Source organism: Paenibacillus sp. J22FR83, from assembly GCF_059691955.1.
Window position 1 is genome coordinate 127,214 of sequence record NZ_JCAUAM010000003.1, and the last position, 19,899, is coordinate 147,112.

Below are 19,899 nucleotides of genomic sequence, written 5' to 3' on the forward strand. Positions count from 1 at the left end.
CCTAGAAATTACCCTGGTTGGGAGTAGGTAATATTTATATTGTCTATCAACGTTTGAGACCTTAAAATAGTTCTTACATCCTGAAATTTACTGGAGGACATTTCAAGAATATTAAATGTCATGTATAGTGTTTACAAAAGTAAAATTCAGATTTTAATGGGGAGAATGAAATGAATCCGGAATGGGTTAAGCTAATTGAAAGCTTCGAAGGGGTAATAGGAGCGGTTTGGGAGTTGCTGTAACACTAGTATTACAGTTTATCCTTAAAAACAGTGGAAGGCTAATAATTTATCCATCAGACATTAAAACGATAAGTTACAATCGGAGTTCGTTTGGCGATTATGTAGAATGCACATGGGAAAAAGCTACTTACACTAGTTGGGATATTGAACTGGATTTTTATAATAAAGCAGAAATCCCTAAAGTATTGAGAGAAATAAATTTTTCCTTCTACAAAGATAATGAATTACTATTAGAAAAGATAGCGGATGATAATTCTACTATAAAACAAAACGGCCATAGGTTAATCAGAGATGGTTTTAATATTTATAATTTTCAGCCGAAATCAATTGATAGGCTATCTTTACATCTAGATACTGGAGAAGCTGAAATCAATCAAATACGATTATATAATCAAGTTAGAATTACAGCTAGAAACCAAAGAAATAAGAAACAAACTTTATATTTGTTCAATAAAGTGTGAAAAGGTCTATCAAAAATCATGTTAATTTTTTATTTGAGAAAATGTGATTAGTTCCAGCTTGCTGCACAACAGTCCAGTATCCATAGTACAAAGGAGCAGTTGACTGCCACGGACAATCGCTCCTTTTACTCGTAGACATTTAGAGATAGAATTTAGATTATTTCATCTTAACTTAGTGCAAAAGAAGAACAACATCATCTTCTTACTTGGGGTCAGCTAATAAACTTTAGTAGTAGGATGATTGTTGAGGAAGTACTCTAAACAATGATCTACTTCGTATTGTGTCATTTTTGGTTAATTTCTGTATGGCAAGGATTTGTATGGTAATCAAGCAAACGTTGATAGAGAGATTCATTTGTTTAGCAATGGATTAAATTTATTGAAAAGTAATTATTCTGGAACTGTTAGCGATTTGAAATTCTTTGAATTAGCTTTAGGTTTAAGATTGTTTGAAGATGTAATAAGTAATACAGCTGTATTCGAACATGTTGCTCCAATAATTCACAGATTTCAAAAAAGGAAAAAAGAGCTAGCGAAAATTATTGAGATAAGTGACGATGATGATTTCTTTACAAATTCAGTAAGTAAATATTGTCTAACTAGTATATCGTTAAGAGATGTAAACACAGAAATGAAAAAGATCATTCCATTATTGGTGACTAAAAAATTATACGATACTCACAAAGGAGCACAAAACAGTTTAAAGACTTTACATATTATAATAGATGAAGCACATAATATTCTTTCCGAAGATTCCTTTAGAGAGAGTGAGAGTTGGAAAGATTATAGGCTTGAAGTGTTCGAAGAGATTATCAAAGAGGGCAGAAAGTTTGGTGTGTTTTTAACACTTTCTAGTCAACGTCCATCTGACATTTCTAATACTATTATTTCACAACTACATAACGTGTTTATTCATAGGTTAATTAATAACAATGATCTTCAAACAATGGGGAAGGCTATCTCTTTTTTGGATAAAGTCTCTTTTGATTCATTGTCGATCATGCCAGCAGGAGGGTGCATATTTACTGGAACAGCAACAGAAACACCAATTGCTGTACAAATCCCCTTGTTAGACAAAGAATTACAACCAACAAGTGAAACAATTGATTTAGAGGCTCTATGGTTTAGTGATTCTGTTTAATCAATTTCTGTCATTTTCATTTCGAACAACTCGTGTGAATATTTATACATTTTATGCATGAAAAGATTTTATTAACTTCAAATAATTTTGAAACTAAGGGCATTATAAAGAACCTTTACTAGCAAAATTATATTATATATGAAACAAAACAAACGGAGCGCCGCGGGTTTGCGGGCTCCGTTTTATAGTTATTTATGAAACATCACAATTATTTTTTTTTTATTTATTATGTTATTTATTTATATATTTATTTATTGCTTGTTGTGATAACTAGGTCCCCATTTGCATTCTGTTTTACCACTTGAGAATGGATAATTGCAAGGGGATCAAACGAAACATCGTCCTTTTTGCATTTCGTTTAAAGAAGAAAAAGGCCATTACCTCTTTGAGGCTCGACATCTACGCCATAATCACCAGAAGCTCGGGTAACAAATGTTGTCCATCCATATACCCCCTCTAGTATTTCAGCTACAAAATACTCAAATTCGTATGGATTATTATTAATAAAAATTGCTAGAGCAGTTTTTTTACTAGTGTTTCCTTCTTATTTTTTAAATACATTCCCATGGCTAAAGTTTTGTACATCTGCTGATTGGTTTTTAAATACGCGGTAGAAAGTGAACGAATTGTTGAGAGTTCCTTCTCTTTTAAATAGTACTTGTACAATCCTAACCCTAAGAAGATAATAGTTACAAAAGATAGAAAAATTTCCATTAGTCCAACTCCATGGTTAGTTTTCTTTCTAATTATTCCCACATGAAAATCAAATTAGACAATGTAAGTAGAAATGGAGAATCAGTTTATTTCTCAAAGGCATTGATTAGTAGATAATATGGAGGTCAGTACTACGATGAAAAATAAGATAATTACATCGCTAATCGTATCGACATGTTTAATGATTCCCACCTTATCAAAGGCTGAGGGAAAATTAATTGAGGACTCAAATCTTGAAGTTGCTATTAAAAATAAGCTAATGGTCACTGAACTATCTAAAGAGAATATACGTGATTTGGAATATCTATTAATCTATAGGGATAATAACATAAAATCCTTAAAGGGACTGGAGAATGCCACCAGTCTAGGTCAATTCTTAGTACAGTACAATCAAATCTCTGATCTTAAGCCTTTGGCAAATTTAAAAAATGTTTGGTTTTTAAGTTTGAATCATAATGAAATTAGTGATATATCACCAATTTCCAATCTTAAGAGGCTCAGCAGTTTAGGCTTGGATTTTAACAACATTGTAGACATTAGCGCTTTAAAGGGATTAAGGCTCGGAAGCTTGTCACTAGAAAGTAATCCTTATTTAAAAGATATTTCCCCATTATCTCAGGTCCAAAATATCCACAAACTTGATTTGGCTAATACTTCTATTACTGATCTTACACCATTAGTAAATCAGCCTATCAATTCATTAAATATTTGTGATACAGAAATAACTGATTTAACCCCATTAGAAAAGATACTGAGTTTAAAAACTTTATACATTAAGAATTTACCTTTAAATAATCGAGCAGATGAAGTAATAAAACACTTAAAAGCAAGAGGTGTAGAAATTGTTGTTCCAGAAGATTTGATGTCAAAAAGTAATATTGAAGTAAATGGTAAAGTTCAAACCTTCGAAGTTGAGCCAACGCTGTCTTATGATCGAACTATGGTACCTATGCGAAGTATTTTTGAATTATTAGGTGCAACAGTAGTCTGGGACGACTCAAGCCATAAAGTAACTGCGAGTATTGGTAAAAACTTGATTGAATTTTCTATTGGATCAAGAAAAGTTACTGTTAATAAGGAAGACATGTTTTTTGAAGTTAAACCACAATTGTATCAAAACACAACTATGGTGCCGCTTCGATTCATAACAGAAACTTTAGGAGCTACCTTGGATTGGGACGATGCAACTTCTACAATTAATATTAAAACCAATTAAGGTATGGACCTAGAAGATAACTTTTCTAGTTAAATAGGAGGTTTACTAAGTGAAAAAGTTATACTTGTTGAGTGTTGTAATCCTAAGTCTTATTTGTACTTCTGTTCTTATTGTTCCTTTTAGCACGGTTGCAAAAGTGAGTAATGTTGTAACTATTGAAGATCAAGCTCTTGAAAAGGTTATTCGTAAACAACTTAAAAAAGACGATTCTCCATTAACCCAAGATGACATGGATCAGTTGATTACATTAGGGCCTACAACTTGGCAAGGAATTACTAATTTAAATGGATTGGAGCACGCAACAAATTTAAGGAATTTATTCTTGGCAGTAAATGAAATCAAAGATATTAGTCCATTATTGGACTTGAAAAATCTTAGAGTATTAACGCTAAGATACAACCAATTGAGTAATATGGAATTATTAGGGAGAATGAAGCAACTAGAAGTTTTGGATTTAGCTGCGAGCAATATTACAGATATTAGTTTCCTTAAAGGAGCTTCACAACTAAAAGAATTAAATTTAAGTGATAATCTAATTTCTGATCTTTCACCTCTAAAAGATTTCAAACAATTAGAACGCTTTACTGCCTATGATAATCAAATTAGCGATATTTCCCCATTATCGGAACTTCATTCTTTAAAATATGTTGTCCTTAAGGATAATCAGATTGAGGATATAACTCCTTTAAGAAATCTACTAAATTTGAGCTACTTGGGTATACAAGATAATATGATAAAAGATATTAACTCGTTAAATGGGCTTACTCATTTAGGTGGCTTAGAACTGTCGAACAATCCGATTAAAGATTTGGCTGCAATAAAACAACTCACAAATCTTGCGAATCTAAATTTAGGATCACAACATTTAAAAGATATTAGTTTTCTTGAGAATCTGACTAATCTTTATAGGCTCGATCTAACTAATAACCAAATTTCTGATATACATGTTCTACAAAAGCTTAAGAAACTCCGAACTCTAATTTTATCATCAAATGAAATCTCAGACCTTTCACCATTATATGGTTCAGATGTACTAGATACACTTTATCTAGAAAATAACAAAATTTCAGATATTACACCACTCAGTGATTTGAAAAAAATATGGTTCCTAAATCTAAGTCATAACCCAATTATTAATTTAGATCCATTAACTAAAATGCCTAAATTGTATTCGCTTTATTTAAATAATAATGGAATAAACTCAATTGAGTTTTTAGGGAGTCTTCCACAACTATCTTCACTCTCCTTAAATGATAATAGGATCACCAGTCTCAAAGGAATTGAAGGTCAAACTAAACTATCATCGTTGGAACTACGAAATAATCGGATAACTGATTTGTTGCCGTTAGAAAAAGTTAATAAATTACAATCACTATATTTGGATGGAAATGGTATTTCTAATCTGTCAGTGTTGTCCTCTCAAACGGACCTGAGAAGGGTATCACTTATTAATAATAATTTATCGGATATTGCAGTTTTAGTTAATCAAAGCAATCTTTGGGAAATATATTTAGCTAATAATCCTGTCAGAGAAGATTCTTTGAACTGGTTAAAAGCAAGACAAGCTGGCGGTGTGATTACTTCGTATGGTGATCACATATTTGTTTCGATAGATGGGTTACTTCAAGATTATTCAACTGAAGAAGATCCTCAAAATATTAAGGGGTCCATATATGTTCCAATGAGGAAAATATTCGAGGCGCTACATGCAAAAGTAACATGGGAAAATGATACTCGTACTATTGTTGCTATTAAATCAGATTCGTCTTTAAAACTTCAGGTTGGTTCTAAAAAGGTGGAAATTAATGGAGCAGTAAAAGAGCTAGATACAGAAGTTCAAATAATCAACGGAAGCACATTTGTCCCAATTAGGCTCGTCAGTGAAGCATTAGGCGCTGAGGTCAAATGGGATGCCTCGAAAAAGACAGTCATAATATCAACAAAATAATAACAATAATAAAGGAAATGTTTAGGATCAATGATGGTTTCTAATGATATGCCTATGTAGCCTAATGAATACTGCTACAAACCGCTAATTTTGCCGCGGTTCGCTTCTAATTCTAAACATTTCTGAAACAACAATAACGGAGCGCCGCGGGTTTGCGGGCTCCGTTTACTAATTAATTCTGGAATATCACATTTTTTTTTGTTTTCTTTAATGCCACAAGAGGATTAGCCATCACTGAAAAAGAACAAATCGCCACGGCTGCGAATCAAGAACGAGATTATCAACCTTTCACGTGGAGACTATTGAATGACTAAATGATATAATAGCTTTACTAATTTAATAAATGATGACTTCAGCGGAGGTTTCTATGCAACAAGATTTTTTATGTGGCCCGTGCGCTCAAAATAATCAATTAAGTATTGAAACACGAGTTGCTCTGGCAGTCTCTGTGAAAAGAGGACGTCAATATGTTTGCAGTCAGTGTTCTCTAATTATCATATTACCAGAATATGGTATCCGCGGTAGTGCTACTGATGCATTGAATGATGCAATAGAAATTGTCCCTGAACGAGCAGATGAAACAACGATACTAGAAAATGTTAATACCATAGATGAAGATAACCAGGAAGTAGAACAATTGGTGTTGTTCCAACTTTGAATATGTTTCTGGAACCTGAGTAAGGTTACATAAACAAAGTGCAATTGCTACGTTTAAGCGATTTGCGCTTTTTTTTTGCCTAGCTATAATTTTGCACCAACGCAGCAAGCATCAAGAAAAAGCTAAAAGGCATGAGCCCGGTACAGTACCGAACCCATGCCTCACAGGCTGCATAACATAAATGTTTAACTTTTGGAGGGGCAGTTCATCTTCTTGACGGTTTTCTTAACACATCCGCACCTTATTCCAGTAATTTCTTCAACAGTTGGGTTCGGTTTGTTGCTTCCAGTTTGGCGAACATGGACTTCAAATGCTTTTTGACGGTAACTTCACTAATATACAGGGTTGTGGCAATTTCGGCATTTTTATAACCTTGTTCCAGCAACTTTGCAATATCTTTCTCACGTGATGTAATATCCGTTCTGGCCATAATCCGATCGAGGAACTCCACTTGATGATTCTGAGTGACGGTCACCGTTTGAACCTGTGGTGCAATGTCTTGTTCCACGAGCTTCTGTTGCCCCGTTATAGCGAGCATCCTATGGATGTAGCTAACCCCTTGCTCATTCTGCAAGTCAAGAACAAATGTATCAGCTGGTGTTACACCGTCATAGTTAACATGTCTGCCATTTGCGGCAATATCGAAGCCCAGACTCTTGTGCGACTCAATAAAGTAGGAGATCGGCGCTGGAGATTCGATAATCAATTCGCCTGTAAAAATCAACGCATGTATTAAATGTCCCATAGCTGCCTGTTGGGAAGGGTCCGTATAATCGGCCGTATCAATCGTTTCGATGAACCAGCCAGCTCGTGTATGTGAAGGTACTGACAGGCGCGCGTTCATTTGCGGGGACAAACTGTTGAAATAAGCGGAAGATCGAGGTGCCCGCTTTAAATAGGGTAACGTATCGCGGTTTATCGGGATAATCACCGCAAATCCGATGATCGCATTCGTCTCATCCCTCATGACGCGAACAACATCGTAGCCAAGCTGGAAGAGCGAAGCAAAATCCAGATGTTGAACGGTATAGCATGTTTCTTTCGCTGTGAGATGAAAGTTGAAGTGACCGTTCGAGTGGGGGTCATATGCTTCAATTCGTATTTCTTTGGCAGTTTCCTTACGCATGGCAACATAAGCTTCTAACTCATCTTGATGATGACTGCCGACCACTTCGTAATGCCGTGGTGTGAGTTCAAACCAATTCATTAGAGCGCGTATCAAAGCGTCTCCGATGTAATACATAAGCTCAATGGCTTCACGTGGATCGGGTCGCGGCTGACTCGAATCCGTCAATCGCTCATAGTAGTATTGTAACGATTTTGTCCTGATTTTCTCATATTGGGCGGGAGTTCGGAAAAGAAGCTCACGGCACACAGCATCTCGCATTAAACTATGTACAGTCCATCCTCGATCGACTCTCCGAATGAAGGAGAACCGAACGAGTTGATAAAATTCGGATGCTGTAATCTCACGATCTATAGCGAAGGATAAACTTTCCTGATTGAAGTGCCGCAGCACACACGCCGCTTCAATTAACGGTCGCAGATGATCTCCCGGCACTTCTCGAAGCCATTGACTCACAAGGTAAGGCAGCGAATCATCTCCACCAGGATGATCGGTTGTGTCCTTATACTCAGGTTGGCTAAGCAGGAATGCGATTAAGGTTAACGTCAAGGGGTGCCCTTTGGAATAACGCCAAATGCGTCCAATGGTCTCTTCATCTGAAACATAGGTATGTTCAGCATAGCGGGCAACCGAGGCATAGTCGAGTTCTGACAAGGGCATCCGCAAAATAAGCGGTCTCCAAACAGGTGAGAGTTGCCATGCTTCACTAAGAGGATACCTGCCTGCTAGCACGGTAAGCACATTGCCCTTCAATTTTTTGAGAAAGTATTCCCGCAACCATTGATCCATGCTCTCCATTTGCTCATACACATCGATAAATAGGACGACCAATTGTTTGGATGAAATGTGGTGAAGTGCTTCCAGAGAGACCACAGGGAGGTCTGAAGCTTGGTGGTCTTGGCTATTTTGATGAGGGAGCAGGTTAAGAATGTATTCGCTAAATGCTTGCGGCGTCTTAACGAAACCCTCGCTATCGACGGATATGGTGAAGGCACCTTTCGCAGCTGCCTGTTGCTGGAACTCATCTAACAGGGAACTTTTGCCGATGCCTGCAGTTCCGTAGACATTCACAATTCGTTGGGATCTATCTGTCTCTTGAAGAAGCTGAACAAAATGTAGAATTTCTCGCCGCCGTCCTACCAACCATCTGTTCTCTACTTCATCAAACTGTTGATCTATCAATGGATAGTCACCACCTTTACTTTGGTTGATACTGGTATGTATTTTCCATTTTACACGCATCCGATTAAAGGGTTCAACAACAAAATATGCGACAGGTATCCGAAAGCATACCCAGTTTGTCCTAATGGGATGAGCACCTTGTTGCTTTTGGATTTATTGAGGAGAATGTGGTTTCAATGCTAGAAGATAGAGGTTACCGATCTGCTGAGGTTAGATGTGTATGGCGTAAAAGCGGGATAGCGCTTGCTCTGCGGCAGTATACCAAAAAGTATACTTAAGGATCCTACAGGAATTTTTTACAGTGCTTTATAGTTTGTTTAGGGGCAAAACAAGGCAGCCCGAGGGCTTAAGAGCCACAAACTATAATCATTGGAGGAAAAGAAAATGACAAATGAAAAAACGACTCGTATTCAATTAAAATGGGTGATGGGAACAGCACTGGCAGCGGCGCTATTCGTATCGCTGGGAACTGTGCAACCAACAGCATCTTTGGCCAAAGCGGAAGCGAAGCCAGAAGCGCGTTACGCTGCCAAAGCGGAAGCAAAGCCAGAAGCGCGTTACGCTGCCAAAGCGGAAGCGAAGCCAGAAGCGCGTTACGCAGCCAAAGTGGAAGCGAAGCCAGAAGTATGTTAACAGTGGCATAAGGAAAGTAAATAACCTTAACTGGTGGAGTATACAGCCAGATAGGGTTATTTGTTTTGTCAACTCATAAAATCGCGCATGAGCATCGTCCCGCAGCACCTTCAGTTTCGGAGGGTACCCTTTTGGATACCTTATTATATCTTTTTGAATAATTAATCGTAATCGTTCGCCGAGTTATAGTAGACCTATCAAACAAAAGGATGTGTGTGAAATGGCAAGTCGAGTAAGGTTGGGTGGGTCTGGACTATACGCACGCGATCGGGATAGATTGGCTGCGTTCTACCAAACGATCTTTCAATTAAAACTGGCGACCTCGGATGAGATGCAGGATTTGTCCGAATTAACGTTGGAATGGGATGGATGCGTCAGTCGGTTAAGTATTGTAGGAAAACCAATTGCCGTAAAGACTGTGTTTCATACAGGTTCATTTCAAGAAGCCAAAGAGCTGTGGGAGCGGATCAAAACGAGGAAAATTCCAGTTCGAGGACTGTATGTGGAGAGGGAAGGCATCTCCTTTGAATTTTCGGATCCTGAAGGCAATCAGATTAAGGTGCTTTGGCCACAGGACTTGCACAATTACCGAAGTCCTGAAAGCAAGGAATTGGCATTGTGGATTCAATTGAACCACAAAGGCATACATGAAAAGAATGGAGGTTGATTGGAACGAGTAAAGGAACAGTGAAGTCAGAGATCACCCTTTTGCTGAAAATGAAACTTCCTATCCCCCTGTTGTCATTCGAAAATGGCGTAATATGGATTGCAAATGTCAAGGAGGCTAGATAAAGGAGCTGTATCTATTGAAAAAGAATCAATTAAAACGATGGTGGAGAAAGACATTAATTAACTCGATATTGCTTTCTCTCGTCACAGGAAGCCTTTCACCTGGTATCAATGCCAGCGAGCAGGAAAGGATGGTTGAGAATCTATCGTCAATGTTATCTTCCACATTCTTCAACGAATCCGTAACGGAGTCGGTGTATGCTTTGGATGTAGAGGAGAGTTTGACGCCAATCCTAACTCCAATGCCGGATCCAGTAAATACCGAGACTTTAGATGTCTCAGGTACGGCACAACCCGGTGCAGAAGTAACACTCTATGTCTCCAAAGATCATGGTTCTAAAGCTGAAAAGGGCAAGGTTGTGGCTGGTGCCAATGGCGATTTTGACATACAGATCGTGTTGCAAGGGGATGGGATCTATAGCCTGACAGCAAAAGCCTCCCTAGCCGGTAAAATTAGCCCGGAATCGACCGCTGTTCAAGTTATATTGGATAGTACGCCCCCTGAAACTCCGTCGGATTTTCGTTGGGAGACCATAGGGCTGGATGAAGTAAAAGTGACGTGGATCTCGTCGGACCCGGATGCGGCAACCATGAAGTATCGGATTGAACGAAACGGTGTATTTGTGCTAGAAACGTCAGACTTATTCTACTCCGAAATGAATGTGCCAGAGCTTAGCGCGCTGTCGTATCGCGTCTATGCGAAGGATAGAGCGGGCAATCTTTCGGACCCGCTCGACATTACCACAGGCACAGCGCATCACACCCAACAGAATGTTAATACCTCTCCAAATGGCGCTTTTGGCAATAACAATTCGGGAGAAATGAAGGTGAGCGGGGACGGGAGCAAATCTGTTTTCATTTCTAGAGCTACCAATTTAGTTGAGGGTGAAGGAAACGAAGAGATTGGCGCACTGTATGTAAAAGACTTAAGGAGCGGGAGCATCAATCGTCTGCCGTTTCCCGTTGGTGTTGAAAGTTTGGATTCACCAGTTATTAGTGAAGATGGCCGTACGATTGCCGTTCATGCGAGTGTAAACGGCGTCTATGAAATTTTGATCATGGATGAAGGTGCTTCCGAAGCGAAGCTTACGCCTACCATAGATGGAGAGAGACCCAATGATTTCGTTGGTCCACCTTCAATAAGTGACGATGGAGAGCGTATCGTTTTCAAATCAGCAGCTAGCAATCTGGTTGCAGGTGATACGAATCAATTGGCGGATTTATTCGTGTATCATCGCAGTTCGAACAGCATAAAGCGAGTTGAACTGTCTGAGGAGGTTTATGATTCGAATCTTCAAAATCCAATCCTATCAGGTGATGGCAAGTTTGTACTCTTTTACGCAGGTTGTGAGGAGTGTATCGTTCAGAAGCTTTATCTCCAAGAGATATCCATGCCGGGAGGTACGGTTCATCTTACAGATGGAAGCTTAGAAAGAAGTATAAGCAGCAATGGTCGATTCATCGCTTACAGCAAGAATGAAGGCATATACGTTTACGATCGTGAAGCTCCTGGTGAAGCAAAGAGTAAGCTCATTGTGCAGGGGGCTGACGGAAAGACTATGTTTGGTGAGGTCCAGCTAAGCGGTGACGGTAAGCATCTTATTTTTACAGCGTTCGAGTTTCAGCCAGATCAGGGTTATGCTTTTCAAGGCTATCATATGTATAAGATCGAAGTTGATGATCCGAATTTATCGTTAGCACTTCTTAGTAATCCAGCAACCGACGCCAGCTCAGGGTCCGTAAGTAAAGATGGCAGCAGAGTTGGATTTATAGGTACAGCCACGAATAGCTTTGACGAACAGGGCGATTTCCGCGTAGGAAGTTTTGTTGTTTGTCCTCGTGAATGTCGAGAGGTTCCTGACGATAAACCGATTCGCAAAGTAAGCTGGCAAGCGCCTATGGCGTCTAAGGATCAAGTTAAGCTGGGAAGTTCGCTCGATATTACGGTACATGGTGAAACAAATAGAATGGCTTCTGCAACGATAGCCTATGTGCAGAGTGGTGCTGAGCAAACACGGGAAATCCCACTTATCGAGCAGTCTCCAGGGATCTATCGAGGAACTGTTTACATCCAAGCAGGGATGACACGCTTGAATACGATTGTAGGTAAAGTAGCAGACAAAGCTGGGAACATGATAGCATTACCTGCGGAAGGCTTACCTGTTTCGGTATCTGCATGTATACGAGTAGAAGTATCCAACTTGCTTAATCCGGACCAATCCATGAATCAGGACGTTAGCGCAGCGCTTAACGGGAGTCGGCTGGTTGTCTGGAGTCCCAAGAAGAAGGCGGGTACTCAGGCTGTTTATCAGTCCGGTGGGGCATTTACCGTTATTGTCCCCGAGGCAGAAGACTATAAGTTGTCGATCCTTTCAAAGGACGGAGCACTTCTGGCCGAGCAACTCGGCGTCATGACAGTCAAAGGGGAGTTCGCCAACCTGGCTATGGACGTTTTTGTACCCTCGATGGTGACGATTAAAGTTACTAAAGAAGAGGGGAATGCTCCCTTCGCTTACCTCCCTGTGTTGATTGAGCAAGCCGAGTCCAAGAAGGTGATCGTGTCTGGAATTACGAACGAAAATGGAGAAATCTCTCTGCCTGTTGGTTACATTGGTGATCAGATTCGTATCAAAGTTCAAGTGCCATCTCCCTATGCAGCGATTGAGCCCATTACGATGAGGTTAAATCGAGCTCAAACCGACATTTCCTTGCAAACATTGATACATTATGGATCGATTCGAGGTATTGTCAAAGATGTACATGAACAGCCACTCAAGAATGTGACAGTTTCCGTGAAGCAAGAATCTCGCTCTATCGAAGCGATTACCGATGAGAATGGTGCTTGGCGTGTGAGGTTGCCGGAAGGACCTGCCACTATTACTGGATATATGGGCGGAGAGACAATTCGGCGTACAATGAAGGAAGAGGTCGTTCAGATAGAAGCATGGCAGGAGAAATCCCTTGATATGATTCTTCACCAAGAATTGACGGCCACCGTTCATCTGAAATTATTTACGAAGCTTGTAGGCAGTGAATGGAAATATCAAAACTTGGGGATTTCGGAACTTAACGCTTTCATTCCTTCTGTATCGAAAGAAGGAGGGAAGGGCATATCTCCGACCTATTTTGAGAATGGTCTTACATTCAAGGCTGTAGCGGGCGAAAAATTTCAAGTATGCCTTTACGATCGATTGGGACAATTGGGTTCAAGCTGTGAGCTGGTTACGATAGATGAGCAGATGCAGGCAACGGCTGAATTGCGATTGCAAGAAAAAACGGCTGCAGCGGGCAGAACGGTGATCGGAGAAGAGGGAATCTGGACCCTTCATGCTGGATTTTTCGAAATGGATAACCAAGGCAAGACCGGTCATGCAGTTACGTATTACGCGCTTCAGCCAGGTAAATTCCATGTTTCTCTCCCCAAAGCAGGAAATTACTTCGTCTCCATCACCGCGGTAGGGGATTACAGGCAGGATCGAAAAGTGACGAAAACGATCACGGTCCGCGAAGGGGAAATAACGGAATTAGGCGATCTTGTGCTTACGCGAAAAGGATTTTTTAATCAAGCAGGAGGTAACACGCTCGAGGCGCTGGACAGCACCGTTGCTGAAGGAAGTCCTGTTACGATGAGAGGCATGTTCCGTAATGGCAGTGGGGAATCCATCCAGGAGCCAATCTTGCTCCTACGGATTCCGCAAGGCACATCACTCGTTGAAGATAGTGTCGTGTTAAATGGAAGCCCCGTAGATGGGGTGGTTATGGGTACGCAATCGGTCGTGGAGGTCCCCTTACCCGCCGATCTCGCTCCAGGGGCAGAAGGTGCGATACTTTATCAATTGCAAGTGGATAAGGTGAACTCGGAAAGTATAACAGCTGAGATTGGAATGAGATTTAGGCAAAACGCAACCAATTGGGGCGAAGAGGACATCGCGAGGACTTTGATTCGGACTACTCAAATCAGCCTTGAAGCACCGCCGAAAGTGGATAAATCCTCTTTCGTAGTGAGCGGTCGGGCTGTTCCAGGAAGTAGAGTGCTTATCTACGATGGTATAAGGCTTGTCGCTGAAACGAAAGCCGCACCTGGCGGTTATTGGAGCCAGCAGGTGACTCTCATCGAGGAACAGGCGCAAGGAAGGACGCATGCTTTATCGGCTTCAGCGATACTAGGAGCTTATGAATGGCGTTCGGAGCAAGTGTTTGTTGACATGATGGAAGTTGATGAACCTATGCCGATTCACCTGACGATGCATGTAGGTGGTCATCGTTCGGATGTGGATTTAACCAACGGAATTGCACGCTTTCCGATTGTCGTTGATCCGAAAAAGCCCATCTCGTTCTCACTGAAATTTCGGGAACCGAAACGGGTGGAACAAGTCCAAATCCGCTTGGGAGGAGAAGAAATTCCTCTCACGTACAATGCATTGACAGAGCGTTATGAGGGGATTAAGTCGACAAAGCAGAGACATCTCGGACCCATCGCGGTAAACTATGAAGTACTTCCCAAACCGTATCAAGTCAGAGACAATCAGGAAGACATTCTTCAATCCATGCCTCCCGCATTTCGCAATCTGAAGCAAGAGGTACTGCCTCTAGACGATGTGAACATGAATCCTGGTGCAAATAGTGAGTCGTCAAAAACGTATGTCAATAAAGTTGTATTGACGAGTACCGATTCGCCCGGGGAGAGAATCGAGGCACAATTCTTCCATGCCCCGATGCCAATCGGTTACCATCCAGGAAATCGTCCTGCTAATGGCCCAGAGCTGTATAACCTTAAGTTTCACTTCAACGGGCAGCTTAAGACGATGATGGTTAGTGCGATTGTCCCTGTGGAGCAAGCGAAGCGAATGTTGACAGGTCTATCAGGATCCTCACCGAGCCTGTCAGGAGCTCCTTACATTGAAATTGGAGCGAATTTCAAGTATGAGCTGAAGACGCCGGGGACGGCGAGTCCACTAGGTCTTGCTTCAGCTATCTATGCAGGATATGACTATCAACAGAAAATGAATGAATTGAATGCGTTCATGGATCAAATCGGAACAGGCAATTGCACTTCCGCAAATTCAATCAAGCATTATAATGATGAGCTGCAGAATTTGGCTGAGAGGCTTTTTCAACAATTGCTGTTAAAATACTCCTTACAAATGGCTGCAATGGGATTAGCAGGCGCAGGAATCAGCTTCTTAGCCGGTGTCGGAGTTGTAGCGACATCCGCTGCGATTAATTATGGTTTTAATGCTGCTTGGGAAAGTGATTTGTTAGATCTTCAACAACAATACGCAACAGATCAAAGCTCCGATGAGTGTGAAGATGAAGAAGAGGACAACGAAGAGAAGCGACCGAAACGTAAGAAGGATCGGGATGATGATCGTGATATCATGGATCCGTATTGGATCTACGACCCTAGCGGTTATGTGTTTGAGGCTGTAGAAACGAATCGTGTAGAAGGTGTAAAAGCGACAGCGTTATTCCTTGATCCGCAGGAACAGGCATGGGAAGTATGGGATGCAAGCCTGTACGGTCAGCAAAATCCACTTCGTACGAATCGTGAAGGGAGGTATGCTTGGGATGTGCCAGAGGGTAAATGGCAGGTGTTGTTTGAAAAGGATGGCTACGAGATAGCACGAAGCGAGGTACTTGAGGTTTTGCCACCGCATTATGATGTGAATGTCGGTATCGTATCCAAAACCGCTCCAAACGTTGATGTCTTGGTTCCTCAGGGCGATGATATTCTACTGCACTTCAGCACCTACATGATTCCTGGCACCGTCACAACCGATTTGGTTACACTGACGCCTATAAGTGCTGAAGGTGTTGATGGCGAGCTGATCCCAATCGACATAGAACCTGTACAGTCACAGACTAGCCCAAGCGGGGAAGTGCTGGCTAAGCAATTCCGTATTGTGTCTGATATGCCTTTACGTGCTGGACAGAACTATCGGGTTGACGTGGATGCCATGGTTCAAAACTATGCGGGAACGTCCATGACGCAAGCCTACACTGGCTTCGTACAGGTAACAGCACCTGGTCCTGTAGCAGAAGCAGTGAAGTCTGGCAGCTTGGGGCTGATTCGTAGTCAGAATGCGCTTGGGGTAAGCTGGGAAGAGAATCAATCCGTGCGATTCGATCACCTGCGCGTGGAGTGGAAACAAGTGGAATCTGGAGCTCTAATTGGTGTTGAGATGGTTGAACCAGGGAGAGGGCAATTGATTATTGAAGGTCTCCAACCAGGCAAGAACTATGAAGTTAAGCTGCTGACCATTGACTTGGCAGGTAGAGAATCAGATGGTGAAATGTTGACTGGAAGCACTTTGGCTGAACCTCGTGCTTCGTTAAATCCAGCGCCTGGCAGCGTGAAGGAAGCGTCACTTCAGCAGGAAGACAAAGGCTTAACCCTCCATTGGACTGATCCAAGCGATAAGGATTTAAGAGGGATTCGGATTGCCTTGAAGAAACCTGGCGAATTTCAATTCGGATCTGCGATAGAGGCTGATAAAGCTGTTCAATTGTACAGATACGAGGGCTTGGTTGCACCTGGTACTTATACCGTGAGACTGGAAGCTGTAGATACTTTAGGGAAACGATCAGAAGCTGTTGAAGCAACAGTAACCATAAGTGAAAACGGCGGTACCAACAACGGATCTGGGAACGGAGGAGCTGGAGGCGGAGGCGTAGTTGTGGGTACTCCGGTACCAACAAAGGATGCTCAGTTGGCAACAATCCGCATTGTGAATGGTCAAGAGCGCTATGAAGCGTTTGAAGGTATGTTGAAAGTGCATATACCGAAGGGAACGCTTGAAGAAGGCGCGAAAATCCAGATTAGACGTAGCCAGGCTTCCCCTCATTCATTGCCATCGGGATATGCAGCGCACGCTGAATATGTGACGATATCCTCAGAAGATGCTTTATTGCACCCCTTGGATCTGTCTTGGACGTACTCGGAAGCAGTGAAGCAAGGAATGGATGTCCGTAAACTGGGCGTGTATAAACTCGACACTGCCGTACAAGGTGGTTGGCGCTATGTTGGCGGATTTGCACGCCAAGAGCAAAGCGACATGTCAGTGAAGCTCGAAAGTTGGGGGACGTATGCACTTATGACGTATAAGAAGCAATTTGTAGACCTATCTGGGCACTGGAGTCGCAAAGATGCTGATATCTTAATTAGCAGACATCTCATGGAGGGGATGGATGAGCTTCATTTCTCGCCTGATTCCCCTGTGACCCGGGCACAAGTTGTGAAAATGCTCGTCAATTTCTTACAGCCAGAGGGGCGGGTGTCCCAAGCAGTTGGCTCGCAAGTGTTTCGCGATGTTCCTGAATCCGCTTGGTATGCGGAAGCAGTTCAATCAGCAGCAGCTATCGGGTTGGTGGAAGGTGATCACGGAATGTTTCATCCCGATGCACCAATGACGCGGGAAGAGCTTGGTGTCATCGTGTGGCGAATGCTGAAAGATGAGACGGCTCCAGTACCGAGCACAATTCTCAGCAAATTCCAAGATCGAGCAGACATCGCAAACTGGAGTTCAGATGCAATGAGCTTTATGGTTCATAAAGGCATACTAACGGGAATGACGGACAACATGCTGATGCCGAAAGGAACTACGACTAGAGCGCAAGCAGCTGTTATTTTAACTAGACTGATGACGTATTTCATTAATTGACTTAGACGTCTTATTTCAGAATTCACTTGTATGCGATTATTTACCAATTAAATGAATAAGTAAAAAGAAGCAGACATCTGTGAATTCTCAGTTGTCTGCTTCTTTATAAATTCCAGCATCAATTTAAAACTTACCTTGAAGTAATATATAAGCAAATAGTAGTTTTTAAAGGGAAATATTGGGGGTTGTCGAATTAATTAAACACGTACATTTTTATTGTGATTTTAGTGATTGTTCTGATAACTTAATAAGTAAGCCATCTTGGTTTAACGGTTTAGTTCATGAAATAATAAGAAAATCTCTTTAAAAACACAAAAGGAGAGCTAACTAAACTTGGAATATAAAACTAAGCTTTTATTTAATAAAGGAATATCAACATTATTCATAGTCTCACTGTTATTTGCCTATTCTACTTGTGTTCAAGCTGCATCTGCAGAGGTGTACAAAGATGTTAAACCAGGAGATTGGTACTATGATGATATAGTATGGTCAACAGAGAATCAGATGACCAGCGGATATGATGATGGCACTTTTGTGCCGGATGCCAAAGTAACTGAAGCAGAGTTTTTGAAAATGCTAGTCTCAGTGTATAAGGGGAACATAACGCAAAAAAACGATCTGCATTGGTATGATGCGTATTATAGATTCGCTGAGGACCACAAGTGGAATGTTTATGGAATACTTTCGTATGCGTCAAACATTAAACAAGATAACTCAATTATTCCTGTTCCTGATAAGCCGTTGATTCGTCTTAAAGCCGCAATGATTTTGTTAAATGCAACAGGAAAGGAAGCAGATGCTCCTGACGAGTTGATTTGGGCTTTGTACAATAGTAATTTTTCAGAGGGTAAAACAAGTAGGACCGTCTATGGTTTCCAACCAAACGATTTGCTGACACGTGCCGAAGCAGTATCTTTTATTAGAAACTTTAAAGTAAAAAATGCTGTGAATGATTTGTATCCAGTAACTCAGATTATTGAATCAAATCGTGTATTATCCATGACTAGAATCACTAAAACGCTCAATGTAATGGCCGAAGAACATGGATATCAATTTCAACATAATAGTAAATTAAACAGATACGTCAAAGAAGAAGGGAATATCTTACATGGGTTTAAAATTTTTTCTAAAGAAGATCCTAGGATAAACCTTCAATTTTCTGTATCGGCTGAGCATCATCAACGGACAATCATTGAAAGTAATTTAAATAATGAAAGTGCACCATTAATGAGAGAATTTTTAAGCAGGATATTAGACAATCAAAGCTACAAACATTCCATTCTTGAAGCATTTGACATGATGCCAAAAGCAACTCCTCGAAGCATTGATATGAACATACCTTATAATTATTCATCGGTTTATTTTAGTGACTCAACTTTTAATTTAAGGTTAGACGAATCTGATAAATCACCTTTTGGTTTTGAAGGTAACTAAAATTTGCTAAACGGAGTACCGTGAGTTTGGTGGCTCCGTTTTTAATTAATTTTGGATTATCACACTACCTGCTGCTTTTCCTATGTTAAAGGGAGGTTACTTTAATGGGAAGCAGTAGATTCAATTTATTGTGCAACTTGACAATTGTTATTCTTTAAGATATTTTATATGCTATAGCATATAAATACTAAAAGGCAAAGCAATTGTACAAAGAAGTATGTAGTCCGAGTCATAACGAATCGAGGGGAAATATGGAACTATACAATATAACAGGCTTTCAGATTCATCGTGCTGATGTTAAAATGACCAATTTTTTTACAAAGCAATTAAAACCGTTTGAGGTGACGCCAGAGCAATGGAGTATCCTTAGTGTGCTGGATGGAGAAAGAGCAACGACGCAAAAAGAACTTGCGGAAGCTATAGATCGTGACCAGACTACGGTTGTTCGAATGATTCACTTGCTTGAAAAAAAAGAGATCGTTAAACGCATAGTAAGCGATACGGATAGACGCTCCCATAACTTGTTCCTAAGCGATAAAGGAAAGAAGCTCAAAATGGAGATTCTGCCGGTGGTTATCGAAGCGCATAATCATGTGACTCGTTATTTGAGTACAGACGAAATTCAGGAGTTAAAAGTTCTTCTAGATAAATTGTATGCGAGTGTTAAGAATGATTAAATGATAGGAATGGGGAT

Annotated in this window: 11 protein-coding genes; 10 read left to right on the forward strand and 1 reads right to left on the reverse strand. The window is 40.9% G+C overall.

Going from position 1 to position 19,899, the window contains the following annotated elements; translation table 11 throughout:
• The first annotated feature begins 226 nt into the window (after positions 1-226).
• From AC58PV_RS06545 to AC58PV_RS06565, 5 genes are all read left to right on the forward strand, one after another.
• Positions 227-703, forward strand: a complete 477-nt coding sequence (locus AC58PV_RS06545) for a hypothetical protein (RefSeq protein ID WP_497431467.1) — start codon at positions 227-229, stop codon at positions 701-703.
• Positions 704-1,058: 355 nt separating this feature from the next.
• Entirely contained in the window at positions 1,059-1,844 is a 786-nt protein-coding gene (locus AC58PV_RS06550) for an ATP-binding protein (protein ID WP_497431468.1), read from the forward strand.
• A gap of 850 nt (positions 1,845-2,694) precedes the next feature.
• Positions 2,695-3,774: a stalk domain-containing protein gene (locus AC58PV_RS06555; protein ID WP_497431469.1), complete on the forward strand. Its 1,080-nt coding sequence runs from the start codon at positions 2,695-2,697 to the stop codon at positions 3,772-3,774.
• 49 nt (positions 3,775-3,823) lie between these two features.
• Entirely contained in the window at positions 3,824-5,722 is a 1,899-nt protein-coding gene (locus tag AC58PV_RS06560) for a leucine-rich repeat domain-containing protein (RefSeq protein ID WP_497431470.1), read from the forward strand.
• A gap of 367 nt (positions 5,723-6,089) precedes the next feature.
• Positions 6,090-6,380 (forward strand): hypothetical protein, encoded by a 291-nt coding sequence (locus AC58PV_RS06565; RefSeq protein ID WP_497431471.1) that lies wholly within the window; start codon positions 6,090-6,092, stop codon positions 6,378-6,380.
• 241 nt (positions 6,381-6,621) lie between these two features.
• Here the strand turns inward: AC58PV_RS06565 and AC58PV_RS06570 are convergent, their stop codons facing one another.
• Complete coding sequence (locus AC58PV_RS06570; protein WP_497431472.1) at positions 6,622-8,688, reverse strand: response regulator transcription factor; 2,067 nt, start codon at positions 8,686-8,688, stop codon at positions 6,622-6,624.
• A gap of 384 nt (positions 8,689-9,072) precedes the next feature.
• Here AC58PV_RS06570 and AC58PV_RS06575 point away from each other — a divergent pair, with 384 nt between their 5' ends.
• From AC58PV_RS06575 to AC58PV_RS06595, 5 genes are all read left to right on the forward strand, one after another.
• Positions 9,073-9,321 (forward strand): hypothetical protein, encoded by a 249-nt coding sequence (locus AC58PV_RS06575; RefSeq protein ID WP_497431473.1) that lies wholly within the window; start codon positions 9,073-9,075, stop codon positions 9,319-9,321.
• Between the two features lie 220 nt (positions 9,322-9,541).
• Complete coding sequence (locus AC58PV_RS06580; protein ID WP_497431474.1) at positions 9,542-9,988, forward strand: VOC family protein; 447 nt, start codon at positions 9,542-9,544, stop codon at positions 9,986-9,988.
• A gap of 139 nt (positions 9,989-10,127) precedes the next feature.
• Positions 10,128-17,771 carry an S-layer homology domain-containing protein gene (locus tag AC58PV_RS06585; protein ID WP_497431475.1) on the forward strand — a complete coding sequence of 2,548 codons (7,644 nt, stop codon included), beginning with the start codon at positions 10,128-10,130 and terminating at the stop codon, positions 17,769-17,771.
• Positions 17,772-18,104: 333 nt separating this feature from the next.
• Positions 18,105-19,205 (forward strand): S-layer homology domain-containing protein, encoded by a 1,101-nt coding sequence (locus tag AC58PV_RS06590; RefSeq protein ID WP_497431476.1) that lies wholly within the window; start codon positions 18,105-18,107, stop codon positions 19,203-19,205.
• A 251-nt stretch (positions 19,206-19,456) separates the two neighbouring features.
• Positions 19,457-19,882, forward strand: coding sequence for a MarR family winged helix-turn-helix transcriptional regulator (locus AC58PV_RS06595; RefSeq protein ID WP_497431477.1), 426 nt, complete (start codon positions 19,457-19,459; stop codon positions 19,880-19,882).
• Positions 19,883-19,899 lie beyond the last annotated feature (17 nt).

Excerpts from the sequence above, each read along its gene's own strand:
- AC58PV_RS06580 (WP_497431474.1), top strand. The coding sequence starts at position 9,542 with ATGGCAAGTCGAGTAAGGTTGGGTGGGTCTGGACTATACGCACGCGAT.
- AC58PV_RS06565 (WP_497431471.1), top strand. The coding sequence starts at position 6,090 with ATGCAACAAGATTTTTTATGTGGCCCGTGCGCTCAAAATAATCAATTA.
- AC58PV_RS06575 (WP_497431473.1), top strand. The coding sequence starts at position 9,073 with ATGACAAATGAAAAAACGACTCGTATTCAATTAAAATGGGTGATGGGA.
- AC58PV_RS06595 (WP_497431477.1), top strand. The coding sequence starts at position 19,457 with ATGGAACTATACAATATAACAGGCTTTCAGATTCATCGTGCTGATGTT.
- AC58PV_RS06555 (WP_497431469.1), top strand. The coding sequence starts at position 2,695 with ATGAAAAATAAGATAATTACATCGCTAATCGTATCGACATGTTTAATG.